Genomic DNA, 18315 nt, shown 5'->3' with positions numbered 1-18315 from the left:
ATTCAATCATCAAAATCATTTCTTGATAGTATTTTATTTTTCTCTACCTCTTCTGGATTAAAGCGAAAACGCTGTTTAGACCTTGAAAAAATAGGACGTCGAAACATCGCTGAGATCGGCATACGTATAATACTGTCTTTCCAATCTGTAGGGCGTGTAGGATAAAAAGGAAACAAATAAGGACGTCTTAATGATTCTGTACGTAATAAACGTGCTAAAAGCAAAGAGCTTGTTAAAACAATTCCTAATAAGCCCAATAGGTGTGCAGATATTATAAAAGGAAAACGAATTACTCGAATTGTATTACCAATACGATATATTGGTGCTGTAAATGAACTAAGAGCTGAAAGTGCAACAATGATAATAAGTACGTTACTTGTAAGACTTGCTTCTACCGATGCTTGTCCAATCACAATACCACCTACTATACCGACAGTTAAACCCACTTTAGTTGGTAAACGTGCCCCCGCTTCTCTCAGTAATTCAATTGTTATTTCTAAAAAAAGTGCTTCAATTAATGGAGGAAAAGGTACTTTACTTCTCGATATGATTAACGTTTCAAGAAGTTCTTTTGGGATAAGCTCGTAATGATATGTTAAGATCGAGACATATAATGGCGTCGTTAAGACAGAAAATATAAAAGCAAAAAGCCTTAATAGACGAAAAAAAGAGGCTATAATCCAAGGCATGGTGTAATCTTCTGTCGTAGAAAAAAAATCAATTAATGTTGTTGGAAGAGTGATGGCATAAGGCGAGCCATCTACAAAAAGTGCAATTTTCCCTTCTGCTAATACAGCTGCCACACGGTCCGGACGTTCTGTATTCAAAAATTGAGGGAATATAGAATTCGGGTTGTCTGCAATTAACTGCATCAAATAAGTACTATCCAAAACATGGTCTGTTTTTATTTGACTTACCCTTTTTATAATTTCTTGTAGATTTTGATCATTTACAATTCCCTCAATAAATACAATCGCAACAGTTGTGTTAGAGAGAGATCCTACTTTCAATTCTTTCATTTGTAAATAAGGTGTTGGAAGCTTTCTACGTACTAAATTTAAATTTACATCTAAATCTTCGACAAATGCGATTTGCGGACCCACAATATTATATTCAATTTCAGCTTTTGTAATATCCCTTTTTTCTTTCTTTGACACATTTACTAACAAACAATTTAATTTATCTGTATCGAACTGAATAAGTATATAGCCATTTAAAATACTATCCTGAATATCTTCCATTTGATTTGTTATTTTTGAATTCTCAAAAGGTAAGACAGAGTGAATATCTTGTAACGAATCGAAGCTCTTCTCTTTTATATAAGTCAAAACCTCTTCATGAAATATATTTACATCGATTAATGTTCTAAAATATGAAATGACTATAGAGGAATTATTAGAAGCAATTTCCAACGTTATAAAATCTTTAGATTTTTTTAGTAATTGCATTAATTCCTGCAAAGATTTTATAGAGTGAACAGGTACTTTTTCATGTGGTTTCAATTGATAATACCCTTCCTTTCAAAAAGAACCTATATATAGTTTTTAGAAATTTCTATTTTAAAAATGAGGGATATTTATATGTCAATATGCTCATTAAAAATAATTCCTTTTTAACTAACTTAACCAAAATTAGTTAAAAAATGTATTATGAGTAAAAATTTGAAATGTCTCCAAGAAAAATTACAATATTAAAAACATCCTTTCTTTTGCTTCTAAAGAAAGGATGTTTTTATAACAGGTTTTTTCAAGTGTCTATTCTATAGGGTACATTTACCAGTATTCTTCTCTTTATTATTTCATTAAGTAACATTAGCATTACATTTTGTATGGTTTCTTAAAAAATTTCAGTAAAAAGAATATATTAATTTTGAAGTGTACAAATAGGGAGCGTGACTTCAACTATAGTCCCCTTATTCACTTCACTCTCAATAAATACCTTTCCCTGATGTGTTTCAATGATTTTATAACAGATCATTAACCCTAAGCCAATCCCCTCTTCTTTAATACTATAAAAAGGTTCTCCGAGGTATGGTATACGTTCTTTTGGAATCCCACACCCTTGATCGATAAAACGAATACTTACTTGATTATTATCAAGTATATTTAATTGAATGAGAATTTCTCCTCCCATCGGCATAGATTCAATTGCATTTTTTAATATATTAACAAATACTTGCTTTAATTGATTTCCTTCACATGAAATCAATGGAATACCAGGGTTAAGATCGATTCTAAATTTTATATTATGCATCATTGCTTGAGGTTGTAGTAGCATTAAAACTTGATCCATTAGCACACTAATGTTATTAGGTTGCATTTTTACCACCTGTGGTTTGGCTACCGCCATAAATTCAGTTGTAATGCTCTCTATACGCTCAATCTCTGATGATACTATATTAATATAACCCTGATTATTCTCACTTTCCGTTGATTTTAGTAATTGCATGAACCCTTTCATTGCAGTTAATGGATTATTAATCTCATGAGCCATTACAGTCGCTAATTGTCCTACAACAGCAAGTTTTTCAGATTTTCGTAATAATTCTTCTGTTTTTAGCCGTTCAGTGATATCACGAGAAATACTTAGGAAAACTTTTTTACCATTTAAGTTAAAAACACGAACACTAAACTCAGTTGTTATTACTTTTCCTGTTGGAAAAACATATTCATCTTGCAAAGTGAAGGAAGTTTGTCCTTTTTTAATTTTTTCTAATAACCTTACGATCATTTGAGAATCTTGTGGTACTATATTTGAAAATGATAATGAGAGCAACTCTTCTCTACTATATCCAAACCTTCTACACCCAACAGGGTTTACCTCAATAAATCGACTTGGAGCATTCTCTTCATTCAGCTCTACTACATATACCGCATCAGTTGCTTGTTCGATTAGTGCACGGTACTTCATTTCACTATCTCTTAATTGCTGGTGTAATCGATGTCGTTCTCTTTCTGCTTGTTTTCTTTCAGAGATGTCTCTACATATTGCTGATAAAGCTATCACATTTCCTCTTACATCTAGTATAGGAGAGACAGTCAGACTAACATCAAGAAGACTCCCATCACTCCTTTGTCTAACAGTTTCTAATCTAGTAACCACAGATTCTCCTGTTAGAATTTTCTGAATATTTCTAAGCGATTCTTCCATTAAAAAATCTGGTACACAAGGTAATCTCTTACCTATGATTTCTTGTGATGACCACCCAAATATCTTTTCATAAGCTTTATTCGCTTGTAAAATATGCCCTTCTCGATCAGAAATGGTAATAGCATCTAGATTGTGCTTTATAAATGATTCCAATAATTCTTTGGTAGCGCTTAATTCTGATTCTACCTTTTTCCTTTCGGTTATATCAACTGTAGAACCAACAACTTCAATAACTTGTCCATTTCGTTTAATCGGCCTAAGCGCAATAAGAATAATAGTTTTATCATTTGGCCAAGGTAATTCAAATATAATTTCTTTTCCTTCCCATGCCTGAAGATAGTACTTCATCAATTGTGGAACTAAATGTGGAGGAACAATAGAAGCATCAATAGTACGTAAGCTTTTTCCTACCACCTGTTCAGAATAAAACCCGTTTTGATAATAAAACTGTCCATCACATAAAGTGTGTATAAAGTGCTTACCCACTTTTTTAAATTTAAAAATTCCTCCTTGAAGCTCATGTACGGTATCTGCAAGTTCTTGCTTCGATTTTTTTAATTCTCGATTCATTTTAGATAAGTCCTGTGTTAAATAATACAATCTCTGGTAGGCTTCCATAAGAAATAGCCCAATTAAAAGTCCTAACGCTATATATAATAGGCCTCCTGTGTAAAGTAATGTAGTATTAAATAATACGCCAACTAACCACTTTATTCCAATAAAAACAGAAAAATATAACGATGCACTTTTAAAAGGATGTAGTTTTTTAAAATAAGTTTTAAAAGTAGAAAATAGAATCCCCATACCTAAATAAGCAATCACAGGAGGTTCCCAATACCCTCCAGTGTAAAAGATGCGCATTACAATTATGCTAATTAACGTAATCCAACCAGCAATACGACCAAAGTAAATAAAAGATAGAATAAGAGGAACAACTCGAAGATCGTAGGAAAATCCCATGTATGGAAAAGAAAAGAACATTAACGTAACTGCAATAATCCCTCCATAGAGCTTTTCGAAATATCGACTAGAATTAATTGTAAACACTTGAATAAATATTGCTGCGCTAACTAATAAAGAAAAAATAGAAAGGTTGATGAAATAATCTTTAATAATCATGTAATGTCCCTCCTTGCATTAAGTGTATTCGACAAAAAAGCTAAAAATCCTACAAATTGTATAAACAGTTCAAATGCATAAATTTTAAACTAGGATAAAATCTGGAAAAGTAAATAAGGAGCACAGCAGATGAGATATTTTAATGAAAAATAGTTCAAAAAAGATAATAGTAACCGTTGACTACTATTATCTTTTTTCTTTAAGTTATCGTAATACGTATGAAACTCTAAGGGACGTGGTATGTCATTTCATAAAACAATGATTATATGCTGAGTCATGAATATAGAAACTTCAACAGTAATTTTTGAAAAATAACATAAAAAACAAAACTATCTTTGAAAATGAAAAAAATCTATATAAATGTCAACTAATCTATGTACAAAAACGTTCACTTAATTTTGCATAAAGTCACTCCACTTAGGAAGCTAAGTAGTTCTTCAAGGTCGATAAGAACACCTGTAGATGCTTCAGGATAACTACATAATTGTATGAGTAATGTACTTGAAACCTTTCGGTAAAACCATACACATAATACAACTAACTACTTGGTTCAATATTTACTTTTTCGCTGAACAAATTCTTTTTCTTGAGCAAAATATTCTAGGATATAAGGAGATTTTTCAATTAACTTGGTGTCTAGTTTATTCTCCAGCTCCAATTACTTCGTTACTTTCAGATTCAGTTCATTATATTTTGTACTTTGTCTTTATACACAACATATTCTTTACCATCCACTACTGCTACTACCGCAAATTCATCATTTGGATTGAATGAAAGCCAATCAGCCCACATGTTAGTATTAGCCCCTCCACTCCACATATTATGAACAGTGTTTTTAGTTAAATTCATAACTTTATAAGACGCATTTGGCGCATTTGTTCCAGTCTTTATTTCAAAAGTGTATGCGTTATGAATTTTTTTATAAAAGTAGAAAACGTTTGATGGACGAAGCTGATTCAAAAAATCCTGTTCTTTTTTCTCTGCAATTTTTATCCCTTCTTGCAAAGTGACAACATCTGTTTTTAATGTTTTCCAACTGTTTTTCGCTGCATTCAAGCTGGGGGTTAAGAATTTATATTTATTTTGATCAGCTTTTTGATCAGCTTTATCAATATGTCCCAGTACACCCGAATATTGAGAATCTAAATCCTCCCATTGCGTAGACATATAAGTAAGAGCAGTGATAGCACTATCAAGCATACTATGCATATCACTAATATTATGAAATGCAACTCCAACTACACGATTCAATGTTATTTTATAATCTACAGTCTGACGTAATTTTGCTAATTCAGGTTCTAGCCAACCTAACTTACCTCTTGCATCACCTATCATTATGCCACCAGCAATCAAGGTTGGAATAAAGGGGATTTTCACCATGTCTAAGCCCTTAGATTCTATGTCTTTCTGATATTTTACTTGTCCTAAAAGGTCCTCTAGACGCTTTTGGTCAGCCTCCACATCAGCACCTTGGTTTTTTAAAATCGATTGCAATGTCTCTTTATGACTTCCAAATGTTCTAACATCTTCTCCAATAGCATTTTTTAATTGAATTAATTCTTCTTTTAATGCTTTTGCAGACTTTTGATTTTGTTGAATTCCTCCCTGTAAATCTGTGATCCCTTTTTTTAAAGTATCTCCATTTCCAGTATTGATCGCCTCTACTAATGTTTCATAATAATTTTCAAATTTTGTATCGTATTCTATAATGCCTGTCAATGTATCAAAAAGCTGTTTTTTTACTTGTGTATTCCATGTAACAGCATGTGCTCTTGCATTCTTTTGATCTTGTACAATTTTACTAGGTAAATCTGTATTTCCATTAATAGTTATTCCTTCAAAACTCACATCTGGATTATTAATTAGCAAATAAGAATATTCATTCATAGCTTTTGCAAATAAACCAGCATCTTGCAAAGCTTTTTTCATCTGTTCTTCATTTGCTGAAAGAGATATATTTTCATTGTTCGTTTGTTCAATTTCAATTGCAAAAGTTTCTAGTGGTATGACTGCATAAGTAGTTGTTATAGTTAAAAACGCTGATATAGCGAGTAGTTTATTAGGGATTTTTTTCATCATTTCGTATTCCTCCTATATAAGGCATGGTTTCAAGTTCTAATCTTATTAAAAAGCGATGTCTTTCAAAATGATTTCTACATCTTTTATCAATATCGTTTGAACTTTCTTTAGCAGCCTTCAAATCATTAAGTATTAAAGAAAATGTATATAATCTACTTCAAATTAACCGATTCTGTTGCAAATTTAAAAAAAGCAATTAAACTACAAGGTTATTTTTTATTCGAATCATACTTATATATAATTGAAAGGCGAAGTCTTTAATGAGACTCCGCCTTTCTGTTATATAAGGATTTATTAATTATTACTTTTCTGTTTAACAGTGTAATCATAGACTTTCTATGTTTTAGTTCACTTTACAACAGAATTAATATTTCCCTATTTTTGTGGAGTAACAGTTTCCACTTTTAATTCCTTTATTCCTTCTTTTAATGTAACAGCATCTGTTCGTAATGTTTTCCAACTGTCTTTCGCTGCATTTAAATTAGGTTTTAAGAATTTAAATTTATTTTGATCGGCTTTTTGAGCTGCATTCTCAATATGCCCTAGAACGCCCGAATATTGAGAATCTAAATCATGCCACTGCGTGGACATATAAGTAAGAGCGTTAATAGCATCATCAAGGGCCTTGTGCATTTCATTAATATTACTGTAAGCAACTCCAACCACACGATTTAAAGTTACTTTATAATCCACGGTCTGACGTAATTCTGCTAATAAAGGCTCTAACTTACCTAAATTATCCCTTGCTACTCCCACTATAATACCGCCAATTATTGGTAGACCCAAAATAGCGCCCTTCATTACATTAAACCCATCAGATTCTAATTGTTTATAATAGTTTACTGATCCTAATACTTCTTCTAGACGCTTTTGATCGGCATCAACATCTGCACCTTGATTTTTTAAAATTGACTGCAAGAGCTCTTTATTACTTCCAAATGCTCTAACATCGTGTCCAATAGAGTCTCTTAATTTAGTTAATTCTTCTATTAGTTGTTGTGCATACTTTTGATTTTGTTGAATTTCACCTCGTAAATCTGTAATCCCTTCTTTTAAAGTTTCTCCATCCCCTGTATTAATCGCCTCTATCATTGTTTCATAATAATTATCAAATGTTGTATCATATTCAACAATACCATTCAATGTATCTAAAAGCTGTTTTTTTACTTTCGTATCCCAAGTAACGGCATGTGCCCTTGCATTCTTTTGATCTTGTACGATTCTACCAGGTAAATCTACATATCCATTAATGGTAATTCCCTCAAAATTCACATCAGGATTCTTAATTAACATATAAGAATAGGCATTCATAGATTTTGCAAATAATCCAGCCTTTTGCAAGGTCTCTTTCATTCTCGCTTCATTTGCAGAAAGAGCCGTATCTCCATTGTTCGTTTGTTCAATTTCACTTGCAAAAGTTGTTACTGGTGAAACTACATTAGCAGTTGTAATAGTTAATAGCGTCGATACAGCGAGTAATTTGTAAGGGATTTTTTTTATCATTTCATTTTCCTCCAATTTAGGTTTTAAATTTCAGTTCTACTCCTGTTTAAAAGCAATATCTTTTGAAATGAATTCTGCATCTTTATGAATATCATTCCAACTTTCTTTAGCGGCTTTTAAATCATCTGGTATTAAAGAGAATTTGTGGTCTTGCATAGAATCGATATTATCCAGTAAATCTGTATAATTTGCGCCCATTGTATTCCATTGCTTTTGAATATTTGTTAGAGACAATATCGCTTGATCTACAGTCTGATATAAATATGCCAATGTTTCTTTCGCGTTAGTAAGTGAAAGAACTGCTTGATTAGCACGATCTGCTTTCATACTTAATTCTCCGATTTTGTTAGAAATTTCATTATAGGAGTCCATATGCTTAGATGCTGTGACACCAGCCGCAGTTCCTAGACCGATACCAGCTGCACCAAGAGCCGAGAGTCCACCAACAACAGCCGGTGTTGCTGTACCGCCAGTTACAACAATAACTACCGCTCCTCCAATAGCTGCAATAACTAAAATAGCTGCTCCCAATCCACCACCAATTGACCATGCTAATACATCATCAAAATGTTTTTTCTGAGTAGAACGAAGTTGCTCAATTTCAGCTTGAAGTTGTGGAATCGTTGCCTGTTGACCTGCTAATATTGCAGTTAATCCACCTTTCCCATCTGGACCACCAACATTATTTTTAAAATCTGTAGAATTTTGATATAGTTTTCCTTTGAAGTCTTGTAGCATCTTAATCACATCTGTAACTTCTTTTGAATTTGTATTGATTGTAGTAATTAAATCATTTATACCCTCTTTTAGACCTGCCTTATCTTTCTTTTGTACAGTTTCTACTAATGTGTCGTAATAATTTTGAAATTGTTCATCGTAATTTACAATATTACGAGCAGTTTTTTGAATCTGTGGCTTCGCTGTATCTAACCAGTAATTCGCATTGATTCGTGACAGCTCTTGATTAAGGTGAATATTTTTGAGCAACTCTCCCCCCTCTGATCCTAAGTCGATATTAGATAAATTTACATTTGGTTGCTTAATCATTGTTTTTGCATATAAATCCATTACTAGAATATGAGACCCTGTTTCAGCCAATGCTTTCTTCAGTCCTTCGGGTCCTAATGCATAATTGCCTACTTTTTGTTCTTGAGCGGTCGTTTCTTGTGCAAATGCATGAATAGTGTTACCGGTAGTAGCAGTTATAACAGTTGCTAATGTAGCTAAAGTTAGTACTTTGAATGGAAATTTTTTCATGACTATTCTCCTTCTTTCGCTAAATGCTTATAATCTTTATGAATTCCCCAAAAACGCAATATTAAAATTTATATACTTGTTCTTCAAGGTAACTTATTACATTTTTTAATTGTCTTAATGTATCTTTTTGAGACTGCTCGTTAGTTGCATCAACATTAGTAGATAATTTTGTAATGCTATTTTTTATTAGATTTAAGTCTTCTTTATAGCGCTTTAGTAGATCCAGTTCTACATCTACTTGATTTGCAAACGTATGCAAATCATTTTGTGTAAGAAGAAGCATTGATTTTTGTAAATCAGCTATTGATAGTTTCGTTGTTAAATCATATATTTTTTGATTTTGTTTCTCTAAATCATCTAAATATGCTCGCTGTTCTGCTGTTAATTTATTTACTTCAGCAAAAACGCCAAATGTTTTCTTAATCTTTTCGGTATCAATGACCTTCATCAGGTCATACTCTTGTGTTTTTGCTGCGGCTGCGGCTGCTATTTCACCTTGTTTGCTTTTCTCAATTGCTTCACGAGCTGCTTTTTTTGCTGATTCAATCTCTAGAGCAGTTTTACCTTGTTCTGTCGCTTCTTGCGCCGCTTTTTTCTCCGCTTCTAGAATAGAGTTGTTAATTTCTTTTCCTTTGTTATACGCTGCCACCCCTGCTTGAGCAGCTGGTTCAATAATTTCTTTTGAAAGACTATAAACTTCTTTGAATATAGCAAATCCCTGTTCATTTAAAGCCCCTGGTATTAATGCAATTTGCTGTAAATCATTTTGAATTGCTTTTTTGGTATTTAATATTTCATTTTTTAACTGATCTATTTTTCCTGTTCCATCTGTACTTAGTATGCCTTGCGCAGTTGCCACATTAGTATCAAAATCTTTTAATTTTTTATCAAGCTGTAATTTAAGATCTGTTAATTCATTGATTTGTCGTTGCGCATTTTCTTGATTCGTCATAGCCATTTCTTGAAGTACTTCAAGTCTATCCGAAAACCCTTCTCTATCTTCTTTATTGTCTACAAACGATTTTAATGTCGGGTAATAACTATTAAATTTTGTTACAAATCCTTTACTTTTTGAATTTAATAGAATTAACTGTGGATAGAGTTCCGATGACCATTCCTTCATATCTTGTTTGATTAGGAATTGATTGGTATTTAAAGCTGGGACTTCCTCTAGCTGTACATTAGGACTCATTAAAGATTGATCAATATACGTTTGGATTAATTTAGATTGCGCACCTAATTTTCGTAATGATGAAGAAATATCCATGTTTTCTTGTTGAGTTTCTGCTTGAACGATTGGTGTTGCGAGAGTATTGATAGGAATAGTTGCTCCAGTTACAATGGATGTTATTAAAAATCCTGTCATTATTTTAGTTTTCATTCCGTACACTCCTTTACCATTGTTTTTATAACTTAATTCATATAACTTGTACGACCGCTCTCTTTGTAAACTGGAGAAGAAGGAGAAATCTTTCAGATACGTTAATATCGTTGTTTTTTACTTCTAATAGGATGTAAGGATTTTATTTATCTCTCATTTCGATACTCTATTTTTTTAAATATAAATAACAAAAATTTATTAACTATATTTGAATCAGGCACCCTATGAGTAGTAAATTATTAATTCTTTCCTAAAGTTGCGGTTTAACTTACAGAATCGTGAGGATCAATAAACCAATGCTTACAGTTAATCTTGTCATAACATTGTTTAATTTCAATTTGATAATATCCCTCTTAGTTTTGTCAGCAAACTCCTTACTAGACAACAAAAGGTGAAATTATACTGTACATTGCTTATACTTTTATTGCGGAATAACTTCACTTTTGTTATGCAGAAACTTAGAACACGTTTATTACCAATTTGATTCTTGACCTCTCATAAACAAAAAGACTATTCAGAAAAATATTCCCAACATAATGTTACTTATAACTTCACTATAATTCCTATTAGCGTAACCTTCTCCTTTCTGTCTGGTCATACCAGTTATGTTGTTCATTAAAACATTAAATTTTTAATGCGTAAATAGAAAAATTTTGTCGATTATGCTCGATAATTTACTGCTAAATAAAAATATGAACCGAAAAAAATTATATAAATATAGTTATTTGTAAATTTCATTTCTGTGATTGTAATGATTACAAATTAATGTGTATACGGTTAAAAATAACTATTTTAGCTCAACCAAGAAATTTTATTTTTAAAAAAATACTTATAGAATAATATAATAGGTTTTTTTATACTTTTTTGCCTTTATTTAGTTATGTATAATTGCATAAAATGTAGATATATTTAGTAATATATGTTATATTATTGATTTTTTCACGAGATATCCTAATATAAACATTAATAAATATCTAATATGAAGATATTAGTCTATAAACTTATCATCGTTATAAACATAGGTTTTAAATCACAAAAAAGCTGCAAAACTTCCTTGGAACACTTTGCAGCCTTCTGTATTTTTATTTCCTTTAGCAAAATAACGGTTAGTGTATTTTTTCAAATTAACAATATGGTACAAAGATTTCCATTGAGCTTTTGCTCACATATGTGTTTATTAAATCTTCAAGAGCTATTTGTTTGAGCTGACGTCAGACTAGTGTTTATCTAAAATAAAACTATACCTATAAATTCAGCACATGATTGTTATAAAAATTGAAACTGTTCCGCTAACAAGATAATATCAGGTTAATCTCATACGTCTATTTGAATACAAGTTCTTTTTCTAGACAAATCACAAACTCTTTCTAGCGTAATAAGTTCAGTATTTTCATCTTTTGGGATACTTACACCCATGTTTAAGTCTTTACATTGGAGACAGTAGATAACAAGCTTATATTACTGTATATTTTTCACGGTACTGCCTAGGAGTCATACTAGTGATTTTTTTGAAAACTCTTATAAAATAACTTTGGTCATTAAAGTTAAGCCAAGCACAGATATCTGATAACGAATAAGTAGTGAGTGTTAATAATTTCTTTGCTTCTTCCACTCGTTCCCTTTGAATATATTCGCTTAAAGTAATTCCCATTTCTTTTTTAAATAGTTTAGACAGATAAGTAGGCGTAATTTCTAAATGATTAGCAAGTTCATTCAGAGATATTCCATCGTAAACATTTTTATTAATATGTTTTATACATGTAGTAACCGCGTAAGAATACTTTTTTGCATTGTATTCTTTCACACGATCTGCAAAGGTACGTAAAGCATCCCCTGACAATCGCTTTACAGATTCTACATTATCTAATTGTTCCAGGGTTTGTATATATAAAATACTATGAGCAAAAGCAATATCTGGTGGCAGGTTTCCTTCTATTGCATATCGAGTGGCTAAGGTAATCGCAATAATTCCAAGGTTTTTTTGATTCCTGAGCGGATCCTCTATTAGCATAAGTTCAACATCTTCTTGTGAAACCGCATACATATACTGTATTAACTTTTTTTTATTTCCTTCTTTAATAGTCGAAAAGAAATCATTTACTAATGCCATATTGTGCGTTTTAGGTTTGTTTTGTCGGCGTTTTAAAATATATAAATCCGGTTTCACAATTTTATTAGGAACTTCTTCTAGTACTTTATTTTTTTCCAAGACAATATCTACATCTAACTTTTCATTGAAAATCATGTAATGTAATAAAATTCCCATATCAATTAATGTAGTTTTTTTAATCTCAGATAAACACTGATAATAGGCAAGTCTTTCTTGAATGTTATCATTTGATTTAAATTCTTTCTGAAATTTTATGATCATATCATCTGAATCTTTTGGATGTATAGTAGGACCGATTATAATAGTCCCTTTAATATCATCATGATTTTCTATATGAATTAGAACAAAATTTTCAAGATAGTTGTTACTTCGGAAAAGTGGCAAGTTAAAGGGATCGTTTTCTTGATAAATATCAGTAAGATGTTCTTCTTTTGAAGAATAAAAAGGACTACAAACATTATCAGATGTAGAATGATATAAAATTTTTCTGTCTGCAGATAAAATATGTACAGGGGCATTAAATGCTTTATGTGCAAGATCACATAAGTGTTGTATATCGATAGAAGTATTCATTACATTCTCCTTTATAGATCCATAAAATATATTCTGTTATATATAATTCACGACAAATAATACTATAAAATATCAAATTAGTACAATTCACAACAAAATATTACTATATCTTTTTTATAAAAATCATATATTATTTAATTGTAGTTAGCATCTAAATATCAGAGTAGATAAGTAAACGAAATAAGCTAAGTTCTTTTCTTAATTCTACAAGATATAATTATTGAACTTGAGAAAACAGTGAAGTACTACAAAATACAGTGGTAGTCAATGCGAGGACCAAGCTGGAAAAAGATTTAAAATAAAGCGAAAGTAACAGGAGATACTGTACCACCGCAAGAAACAACAGTCAAAGTTCCAATTCAATCATTTATACAAATTGAATTCAAAAAATAAATACTGCTAATTTAAATGTGAAACTGAAAAACTATTTTGCTCCAAATTTTAGAAAAAGATAATAAAGAATTTGTGAAATTGGAAACAGATGAAAGCGATACAGCTATTTTTGAAGCACTATGCTTTGAAAAGTACAAGATGGAGGAAATTCAAGTACTCAATTAAATATTTAATTGAGAGAAAGGTCTTTTCATCAACTAAAAATAAAAACAAAAAACGAATGGAATATTCAAAAAAATGACACTATATTACTGGTCGTAACAATAGTTTTACTTTCCACAAAAGAGGAAAAAATATATAGACTTTACAAATACTAAGAATAGCAAACTAGATAGTTTTATTACCGCATCACATAAAGTGAAACTTTAATCAGTGGGGGTTTTGTTCATCCCCACTGATTATTAGCCCTCACCAATCGGGCTTTTACGGACAGTTGATCCCCCACCTAACTTCTTTGCTTCCGCTGAATTTTGAGGTGAGGGTCTTACTGCCCGGCAAATAGCGAGATAAACTTATTAATAATTTCCAAATACAATAGTTGTTAATCAACAAAAAACTTCAATAACCAAGGTGCACAGTAAATTGACCTCAAATCAATAATTACTACAATATCAGGTTTTGCTTATTCTATAAAAAAGAAATATCACTTAAAAACTATTCCTTTATATCGATTTAGACATAAAACATTTTATTATATCGGCTTAAGTATTATGGAATTAAAATTACAAATAACATCAAAATCCTTTTAAGGGGTTATACATCGTTCGTATCGAATTTATCACCTTTCGATACCTATGTCATTAACACAACTAAAAAAGATTATTACAAAGGAATCTGAGAGATTTTTTCAATTTCGAAATTTATTTTTTTGTAAATTAAAGGAAAAATAATCCGTATATATACGGATTATTTTCTTAGTGTAATCTGTATTGACCTGTTAACTGTTTTTCAGCCATTCAAACTAAGCGTTTTGTAATCTCTCCACCGATTCGAACCATTTGCAGATGATGTGATGTATCAGGTCCCAGTGTGACTCTTAGTTCAAAAGCAATTTCATACTTCATTTGCTCAATAGTACTTGTAGTAGCAGAAATAAGAATTTCATTTGTATTACTTTCGTATCTTTGAATATTTATAAATAACATGTGCCTAATTATGCTATTTACGCATGAGTAACCTAATTTATTCCAGTATTTTTATAGGAACCCTTTCCCTCCCCTTATTCCACCAATTAAATTTGAAACACAAATGTACATTACATTTCAATATAACAATAAAAGCTACAAAAGCAACGAATTTACTACTTTAAAGTTAAGTGCTTAACCTTGACGTACTTAAATTCTTTTTTCCAGATAAAGCATACATTATATCTTGATGTTTTATTGTCCTCTTATAATTATGTGGTATCGGGAATTTATTTCGGTGTTCTTTTATTATAATTAAAGTTTGAAGTTCTATGCTCAATACTTTTGCGAGGACATGATAGTTATATCCATTGTTTAACAGAGAAATTATGTCATAAAACATAGTTTTTCCACCCACTAATTTTACTAATTTATTCTTTAACTCATCCCCTTTTTCTTTAGCTTCATCAATTTCTAACAACATAGATTTTTTATTTGTCTGCTTAATGTATTGAGTATACAACTCTGGGAATTCTTTTTGTACTTCTTTGTTTAATACTGGTTTATATTTAATCATATAAGTAACTTGTAACAATGAGCGTTTTAACAAACTATCTTCAATGAGATACGCTACTTTATTAAATAAATGTACATATTCCTCAATATTGGAATAACTATTAAAATGAGCTAATACTCTACTTTTTATACTAAAAGCCTTGCCTACATAAATAATATTGTCATTATAATCTTTAATGAAATAAATACCACTATCAGATTTTTTCAATTTATTATCCAATTCTTCTATACTCATAAAATGCAATTCACTCATACTTCTCTCTCCTTAGCAGTTTTAAATCGTAAAAAACAAGCAAGGTTTCTAAAAAAGTACTTAGCTGCCCTAGCATCTCTTATTTTATCTCTTGCTAAATGTCAAAAAACTGTTTCTATGTTACTCAACTATCAATATGATTATTAATAAAATTTTCGATCGTTATTATCTCGCAATTTTATCATGTAATTTCGAGATCGTTTCCTCATTTAAATTACTGTGTTTTATCGAATAAAGGAAATATATTACTACCCCAATAGTAATCCAAATACTAAAGTACACCCATGTCCTTAACGGTAAATTTAGCATTAAAAACACACAGCATACAATTGCAACGCATGGTAATACAGGTACAAAAGGTACCATAAATCCACGTTTTAAATTTGGGTGTGATTTACGAAGGATAATAACTGATAGACAAACTAACGCAAACGTCACCAAACTACCGATATTAACTAAATTAACTAATTCTTTCAAATCAATAAACCCAGCTATTATAGAGCTCCCAATTCCTGCCAATCCAGTTATAAAAGTGGGTGCTCCAGTTTTCTTATTAACTTTCGCAAATGATTTCGGTAACAATCCATCACGACTCATTGCAAAGAATACTCGTGTTGCCGCATACATATTGGAAAAAATAACAGCCATAAGGCCAATTACAGCACCTGCAGCAATTGCACCAGCGACTTTTCCTTGTCCTACAACTTCCATTACATAAGCCATTGCCTCAGGGACATTTAATTCTTTATAGGAAACCATTCCTGTCATAACAAGGCATACCATAACATAAATAATTGTACATATGATTAATGATGCAATAATACCGATCGGAAGATTACGTTTCGGGTCTTTTACTTCTTCTGCTGAAGTTGCTAATATATCAAAACCCGTAAAAGCGAATAAAATAGCTGCTCCACCCGTAAAGACTCCACTTAAACCGTATGGTGCAATTGGTATCCAGTTCATTGGTTTTACATAGAATATACCAACCGTAATAAACAACAAAATCATTCCAATTTTAATCGATACCATTGTATTATTGATTCGTTTACTTTCCCTCGTACCACGGGATAACATCCATGCTAATATCAATGTAATGATTACCGCTGGTAGATTCACAATACCACCATGCGAAGGAATCGTTACTAGAGCTTTAGGTATCTCTAATCCAAATCCCTTTATTAAATTGTGGAAATAGCCTGTCCATCCAGCAGCGACAGCCGCTGTTGCCACGATATATATTAACAGCAATGACCAACCTACTAGATGAGCAACAAACTCACCAATTGTTGCATATGAGTACGTATATACACTACCAGACGCCGGGAGTGTAGAAGCAATTTCCGCGTAACATAATGCTATAAATCCACATATAATTGCCGCAAGTATAAATGAAAAAACAACTGCTGGACCAGCATTTCTTGCTGCTACTAATCCAGTTAACACAAGAACACCTGTTCCAACTATCGAGCCTACCCCTAACATAATTAAATCAAATGCTCCTAATGTTTTCGTTAAAGTCTTGCTTTGATTATGCTCTAACAATTGTGTAACGGATTTCTTTTTTAGTAAATTACTCATATTTTCTGTATCCCCTTTAAAATAAGGTTTGTTCTTCTCGTTAGTGTTGTATATAAATTTACTTAGTTATTAACTAGCCTCATAATATTTCTTTTACATTAAATAGATTTGAAATATTATATAAATTCGCTTCTCACTTACTAGTTAAACTAGACATTTCCATAGATTTTTGCGTACAACGTTTCATAGCTGAAATGATAGCTGTTCTTAAACCTTTTTCTTCTAGCGTTACTACAGCTTCTATCGTCGTTCCACCTGGATAACAAACCATATCCTTCAATTCACCTGGATGTATTCCTGTTTCCAATACCATTTTTGCAGAACCTAATACAGCCTGAGCCGCAAATTTATAAGCTTGTTTTCTCGGCATACCGCCAAGTACAGCAGCATCTGCCATGGCTTCTATAAACATATACACATATGCTGGAGAAGAACCACTAATAGATGTAACAACATCCATTAGTTTTTCATTTATGACCTCCGTCTGGCCGAAAATATTAAATATGTTCAGTACCTCTTTTATATCTTTTTCTGTAACCATTTCATTAAAACATAACGCAGACATTCCTTCTCCAACAAGTGCCGGTGTATTAGGCATTACTCTAACAACTTTCAACTTTCTACCAAATTCATTCTCAGTGCTCTTAATACTTTTTCCTGCAGCAATAGTTACAACGATTACATCATTTTTTATTTGATCTTTTATTTGGTTAATTACCGATGAGTATAAATCTGGTTTGATTGATAAAATTAAAATGTCAGCGCTGTTAGCGACTTCATTGTTGTTAGTAGTTATAGTTATGCCATATTCATTACTAGCATTTTTTAAATTAATGACATTTAAATCTGAACAAATTATTTGATCTGGAGAAACTATATTTTTTTTAATCATCCTACCTATCATAGCAATACCCATGTTTCCACATCCGATAAAACCTATTTGTTTATTCATAATAATTTGCTCTTGCTCCTTCTACTCTAAATTTTATTGATTTTGAAATTATTATTCTAAATAAGGGCTATTACAATTACTTGGTTTATCAATAGAATTTCAAAATTCTCCTTCCTATATAGAGCTTACATATACCTCTAATAACTTCTTTGCTTTCGCTGAATTTTGAGGTGTGAGTCTTACTGCCCGGCAAATAGCGGGATAAAATCATTTCTTTAATCTATAATAAGAAGGACATAAAAAAACAAAAAGTTACAAAAATTT

At 31.3% G+C, this 18315-nt stretch carries 12 protein-coding genes; 1 reads left to right on the top strand and 11 read right to left on the bottom strand.

Features of this window, described 5'->3' with window-relative positions; translation table 11 throughout:
* Positions 1 to 2: 2 nt before the first annotated feature.
* From OXT04_RS21460 to OXT04_RS21425, 7 genes are all read right to left on the bottom strand, one after another.
* Positions 3 to 1502: a spore germination protein gene (locus OXT04_RS21460; RefSeq protein ID WP_000802303.1), complete on the bottom strand. Its 1500-nt coding sequence runs from the start codon at positions 1500 to 1502 to the stop codon at positions 3 to 5.
* A gap of 361 nt (positions 1503 to 1863) precedes the next feature.
* Complete coding sequence (locus OXT04_RS21455) at positions 1864 to 4269, bottom strand: PAS domain S-box protein (RefSeq protein ID WP_097913882.1); 2406 nt, start codon at positions 4267 to 4269, stop codon at positions 1864 to 1866.
* A gap of 678 nt (positions 4270 to 4947) precedes the next feature.
* A complete protein-coding gene (gene hblB, locus OXT04_RS21445) occupies positions 4948 to 6348 on the bottom strand; it encodes a hemolysin BL regulatory component HblB (protein WP_267417436.1) in 1401 nt (466 codons plus the stop codon).
* A 375-nt stretch (positions 6349 to 6723) separates the two neighbouring features.
* The gene (gene hblA / locus OXT04_RS21440; protein ID WP_000591969.1) at positions 6724 to 7851 is read right to left on the bottom strand and encodes a hemolysin BL binding component B; all 1128 of its coding nucleotides are present in this window, start codon (positions 7849 to 7851) and stop codon (positions 6724 to 6726) included.
* A 36-nt stretch (positions 7852 to 7887) separates the two neighbouring features.
* Entirely contained in the window at positions 7888 to 9108 is a 1221-nt protein-coding gene (gene hblD, locus OXT04_RS21435; RefSeq protein WP_000714435.1) for a hemolytic enterotoxin HBL lytic component L1, read from the bottom strand.
* A 61-nt stretch (positions 9109 to 9169) separates the two neighbouring features.
* Positions 9170 to 10489, bottom strand: coding sequence for a hemolytic enterotoxin HBL lytic component L2 (gene hblC / locus OXT04_RS21430; protein WP_267417431.1), 1320 nt, complete (start codon positions 10487 to 10489; stop codon positions 9170 to 9172).
* A 1453-nt stretch (positions 10490 to 11942) separates the two neighbouring features.
* Positions 11943 to 13172, bottom strand: a complete 1230-nt coding sequence (locus OXT04_RS21425) for a helix-turn-helix domain-containing protein (protein WP_001097913.1) — start codon at positions 13170 to 13172, stop codon at positions 11943 to 11945.
* A gap of 429 nt (positions 13173 to 13601) precedes the next feature.
* Here OXT04_RS21425 and OXT04_RS21420 point away from each other — a divergent pair, with 429 nt between their 5' ends.
* Entirely contained in the window at positions 13602 to 13730 is a 129-nt protein-coding gene (locus tag OXT04_RS21420) for a peptidase (protein ID WP_080126379.1), read from the top strand.
* 791 nt (positions 13731 to 14521) lie between these two features.
* Here the strand turns inward: OXT04_RS21420 and OXT04_RS21415 are convergent.
* The 4 genes from OXT04_RS21415 to proC all read right to left on the bottom strand — a co-directional run bounded on the left by OXT04_RS21415 (position 14522) and on the right by proC (position 18051).
* The gene (locus tag OXT04_RS21415) at positions 14522 to 14710 is read right to left on the bottom strand and encodes an alpha/beta-type small acid-soluble spore protein (protein ID WP_000897404.1); all 189 of its coding nucleotides are present in this window, start codon (positions 14708 to 14710) and stop codon (positions 14522 to 14524) included.
* A 166-nt stretch (positions 14711 to 14876) separates the two neighbouring features.
* Positions 14877 to 15518, bottom strand: a complete 642-nt coding sequence (locus OXT04_RS21410) for a nucleotide excision repair endonuclease (protein WP_065228847.1) — start codon at positions 15516 to 15518, stop codon at positions 14877 to 14879.
* 165 nt (positions 15519 to 15683) lie between these two features.
* A complete protein-coding gene (locus OXT04_RS21405; RefSeq protein WP_000067460.1) occupies positions 15684 to 17099 on the bottom strand; it encodes an amino acid permease in 1416 nt (471 codons plus the stop codon).
* Between the two features lie 133 nt (positions 17100 to 17232).
* Positions 17233 to 18051 (bottom strand): pyrroline-5-carboxylate reductase, encoded by an 819-nt coding sequence (gene proC, locus OXT04_RS21400; RefSeq protein ID WP_267417420.1) that lies wholly within the window; start codon positions 18049 to 18051, stop codon positions 17233 to 17235.
* Positions 18052 to 18315: the final 264 nt, after the last annotated feature.

It is taken from the genome of Bacillus sp. GC_Bacil_1, from assembly GCF_026540675.1.
Lineage (GTDB): Bacteria > Bacillota > Bacilli > Bacillales > Bacillaceae_G > Bacillus_A > Bacillus_A cereus.
The sequence above is the reverse complement of the archived record's forward strand: the minus strand, read 5'-3'. Positions and strand labels throughout refer to the sequence as shown.

Excerpts from the sequence above, each read along its gene's own strand:
- hblB (WP_267417436.1), bottom strand. The coding sequence starts at position 6,348 with ATGATGAAAAAAATCCCTAATAAACTACTCGCTATATCAGCGTTTTTA.
- OXT04_RS21405 (WP_000067460.1), bottom strand. The coding sequence starts at position 17,099 with ATGAGTAATTTACTAAAAAAGAAATCCGTTACACAATTGTTAGAGCAT.
- hblA (WP_000591969.1), bottom strand. The coding sequence starts at position 7,851 with ATGATAAAAAAAATCCCTTACAAATTACTCGCTGTATCGACGCTATTA.
- OXT04_RS21410 (WP_065228847.1), bottom strand. The coding sequence starts at position 15,518 with ATGAGTGAATTGCATTTTATGAGTATAGAAGAATTGGATAATAAATTG.
- hblC (WP_267417431.1), bottom strand. The coding sequence starts at position 10,489 with ATGAAAACTAAAATAATGACAGGATTTTTAATAACATCCATTGTAACT.
- OXT04_RS21455 (WP_097913882.1), bottom strand. The coding sequence starts at position 4,269 with ATGATTATTAAAGATTATTTCATCAACCTTTCTATTTTTTCTTTATTA.
- proC (WP_267417420.1), bottom strand. The coding sequence starts at position 18,051 with ATGAATAAACAAATAGGTTTTATCGGATGTGGAAACATGGGTATTGCT.
- OXT04_RS21425 (WP_001097913.1), bottom strand. The coding sequence starts at position 13,172 with ATGAATACTTCTATCGATATACAACACTTATGTGATCTTGCACATAAA.
- hblD (WP_000714435.1), bottom strand. The coding sequence starts at position 9,108 with ATGAAAAAATTTCCATTCAAAGTACTAACTTTAGCTACATTAGCAACT.
- OXT04_RS21415 (WP_000897404.1), bottom strand. The coding sequence starts at position 14,710 with ATGTTATTTATAAATATTCAAAGATACGAAAGTAATACAAATGAAATT.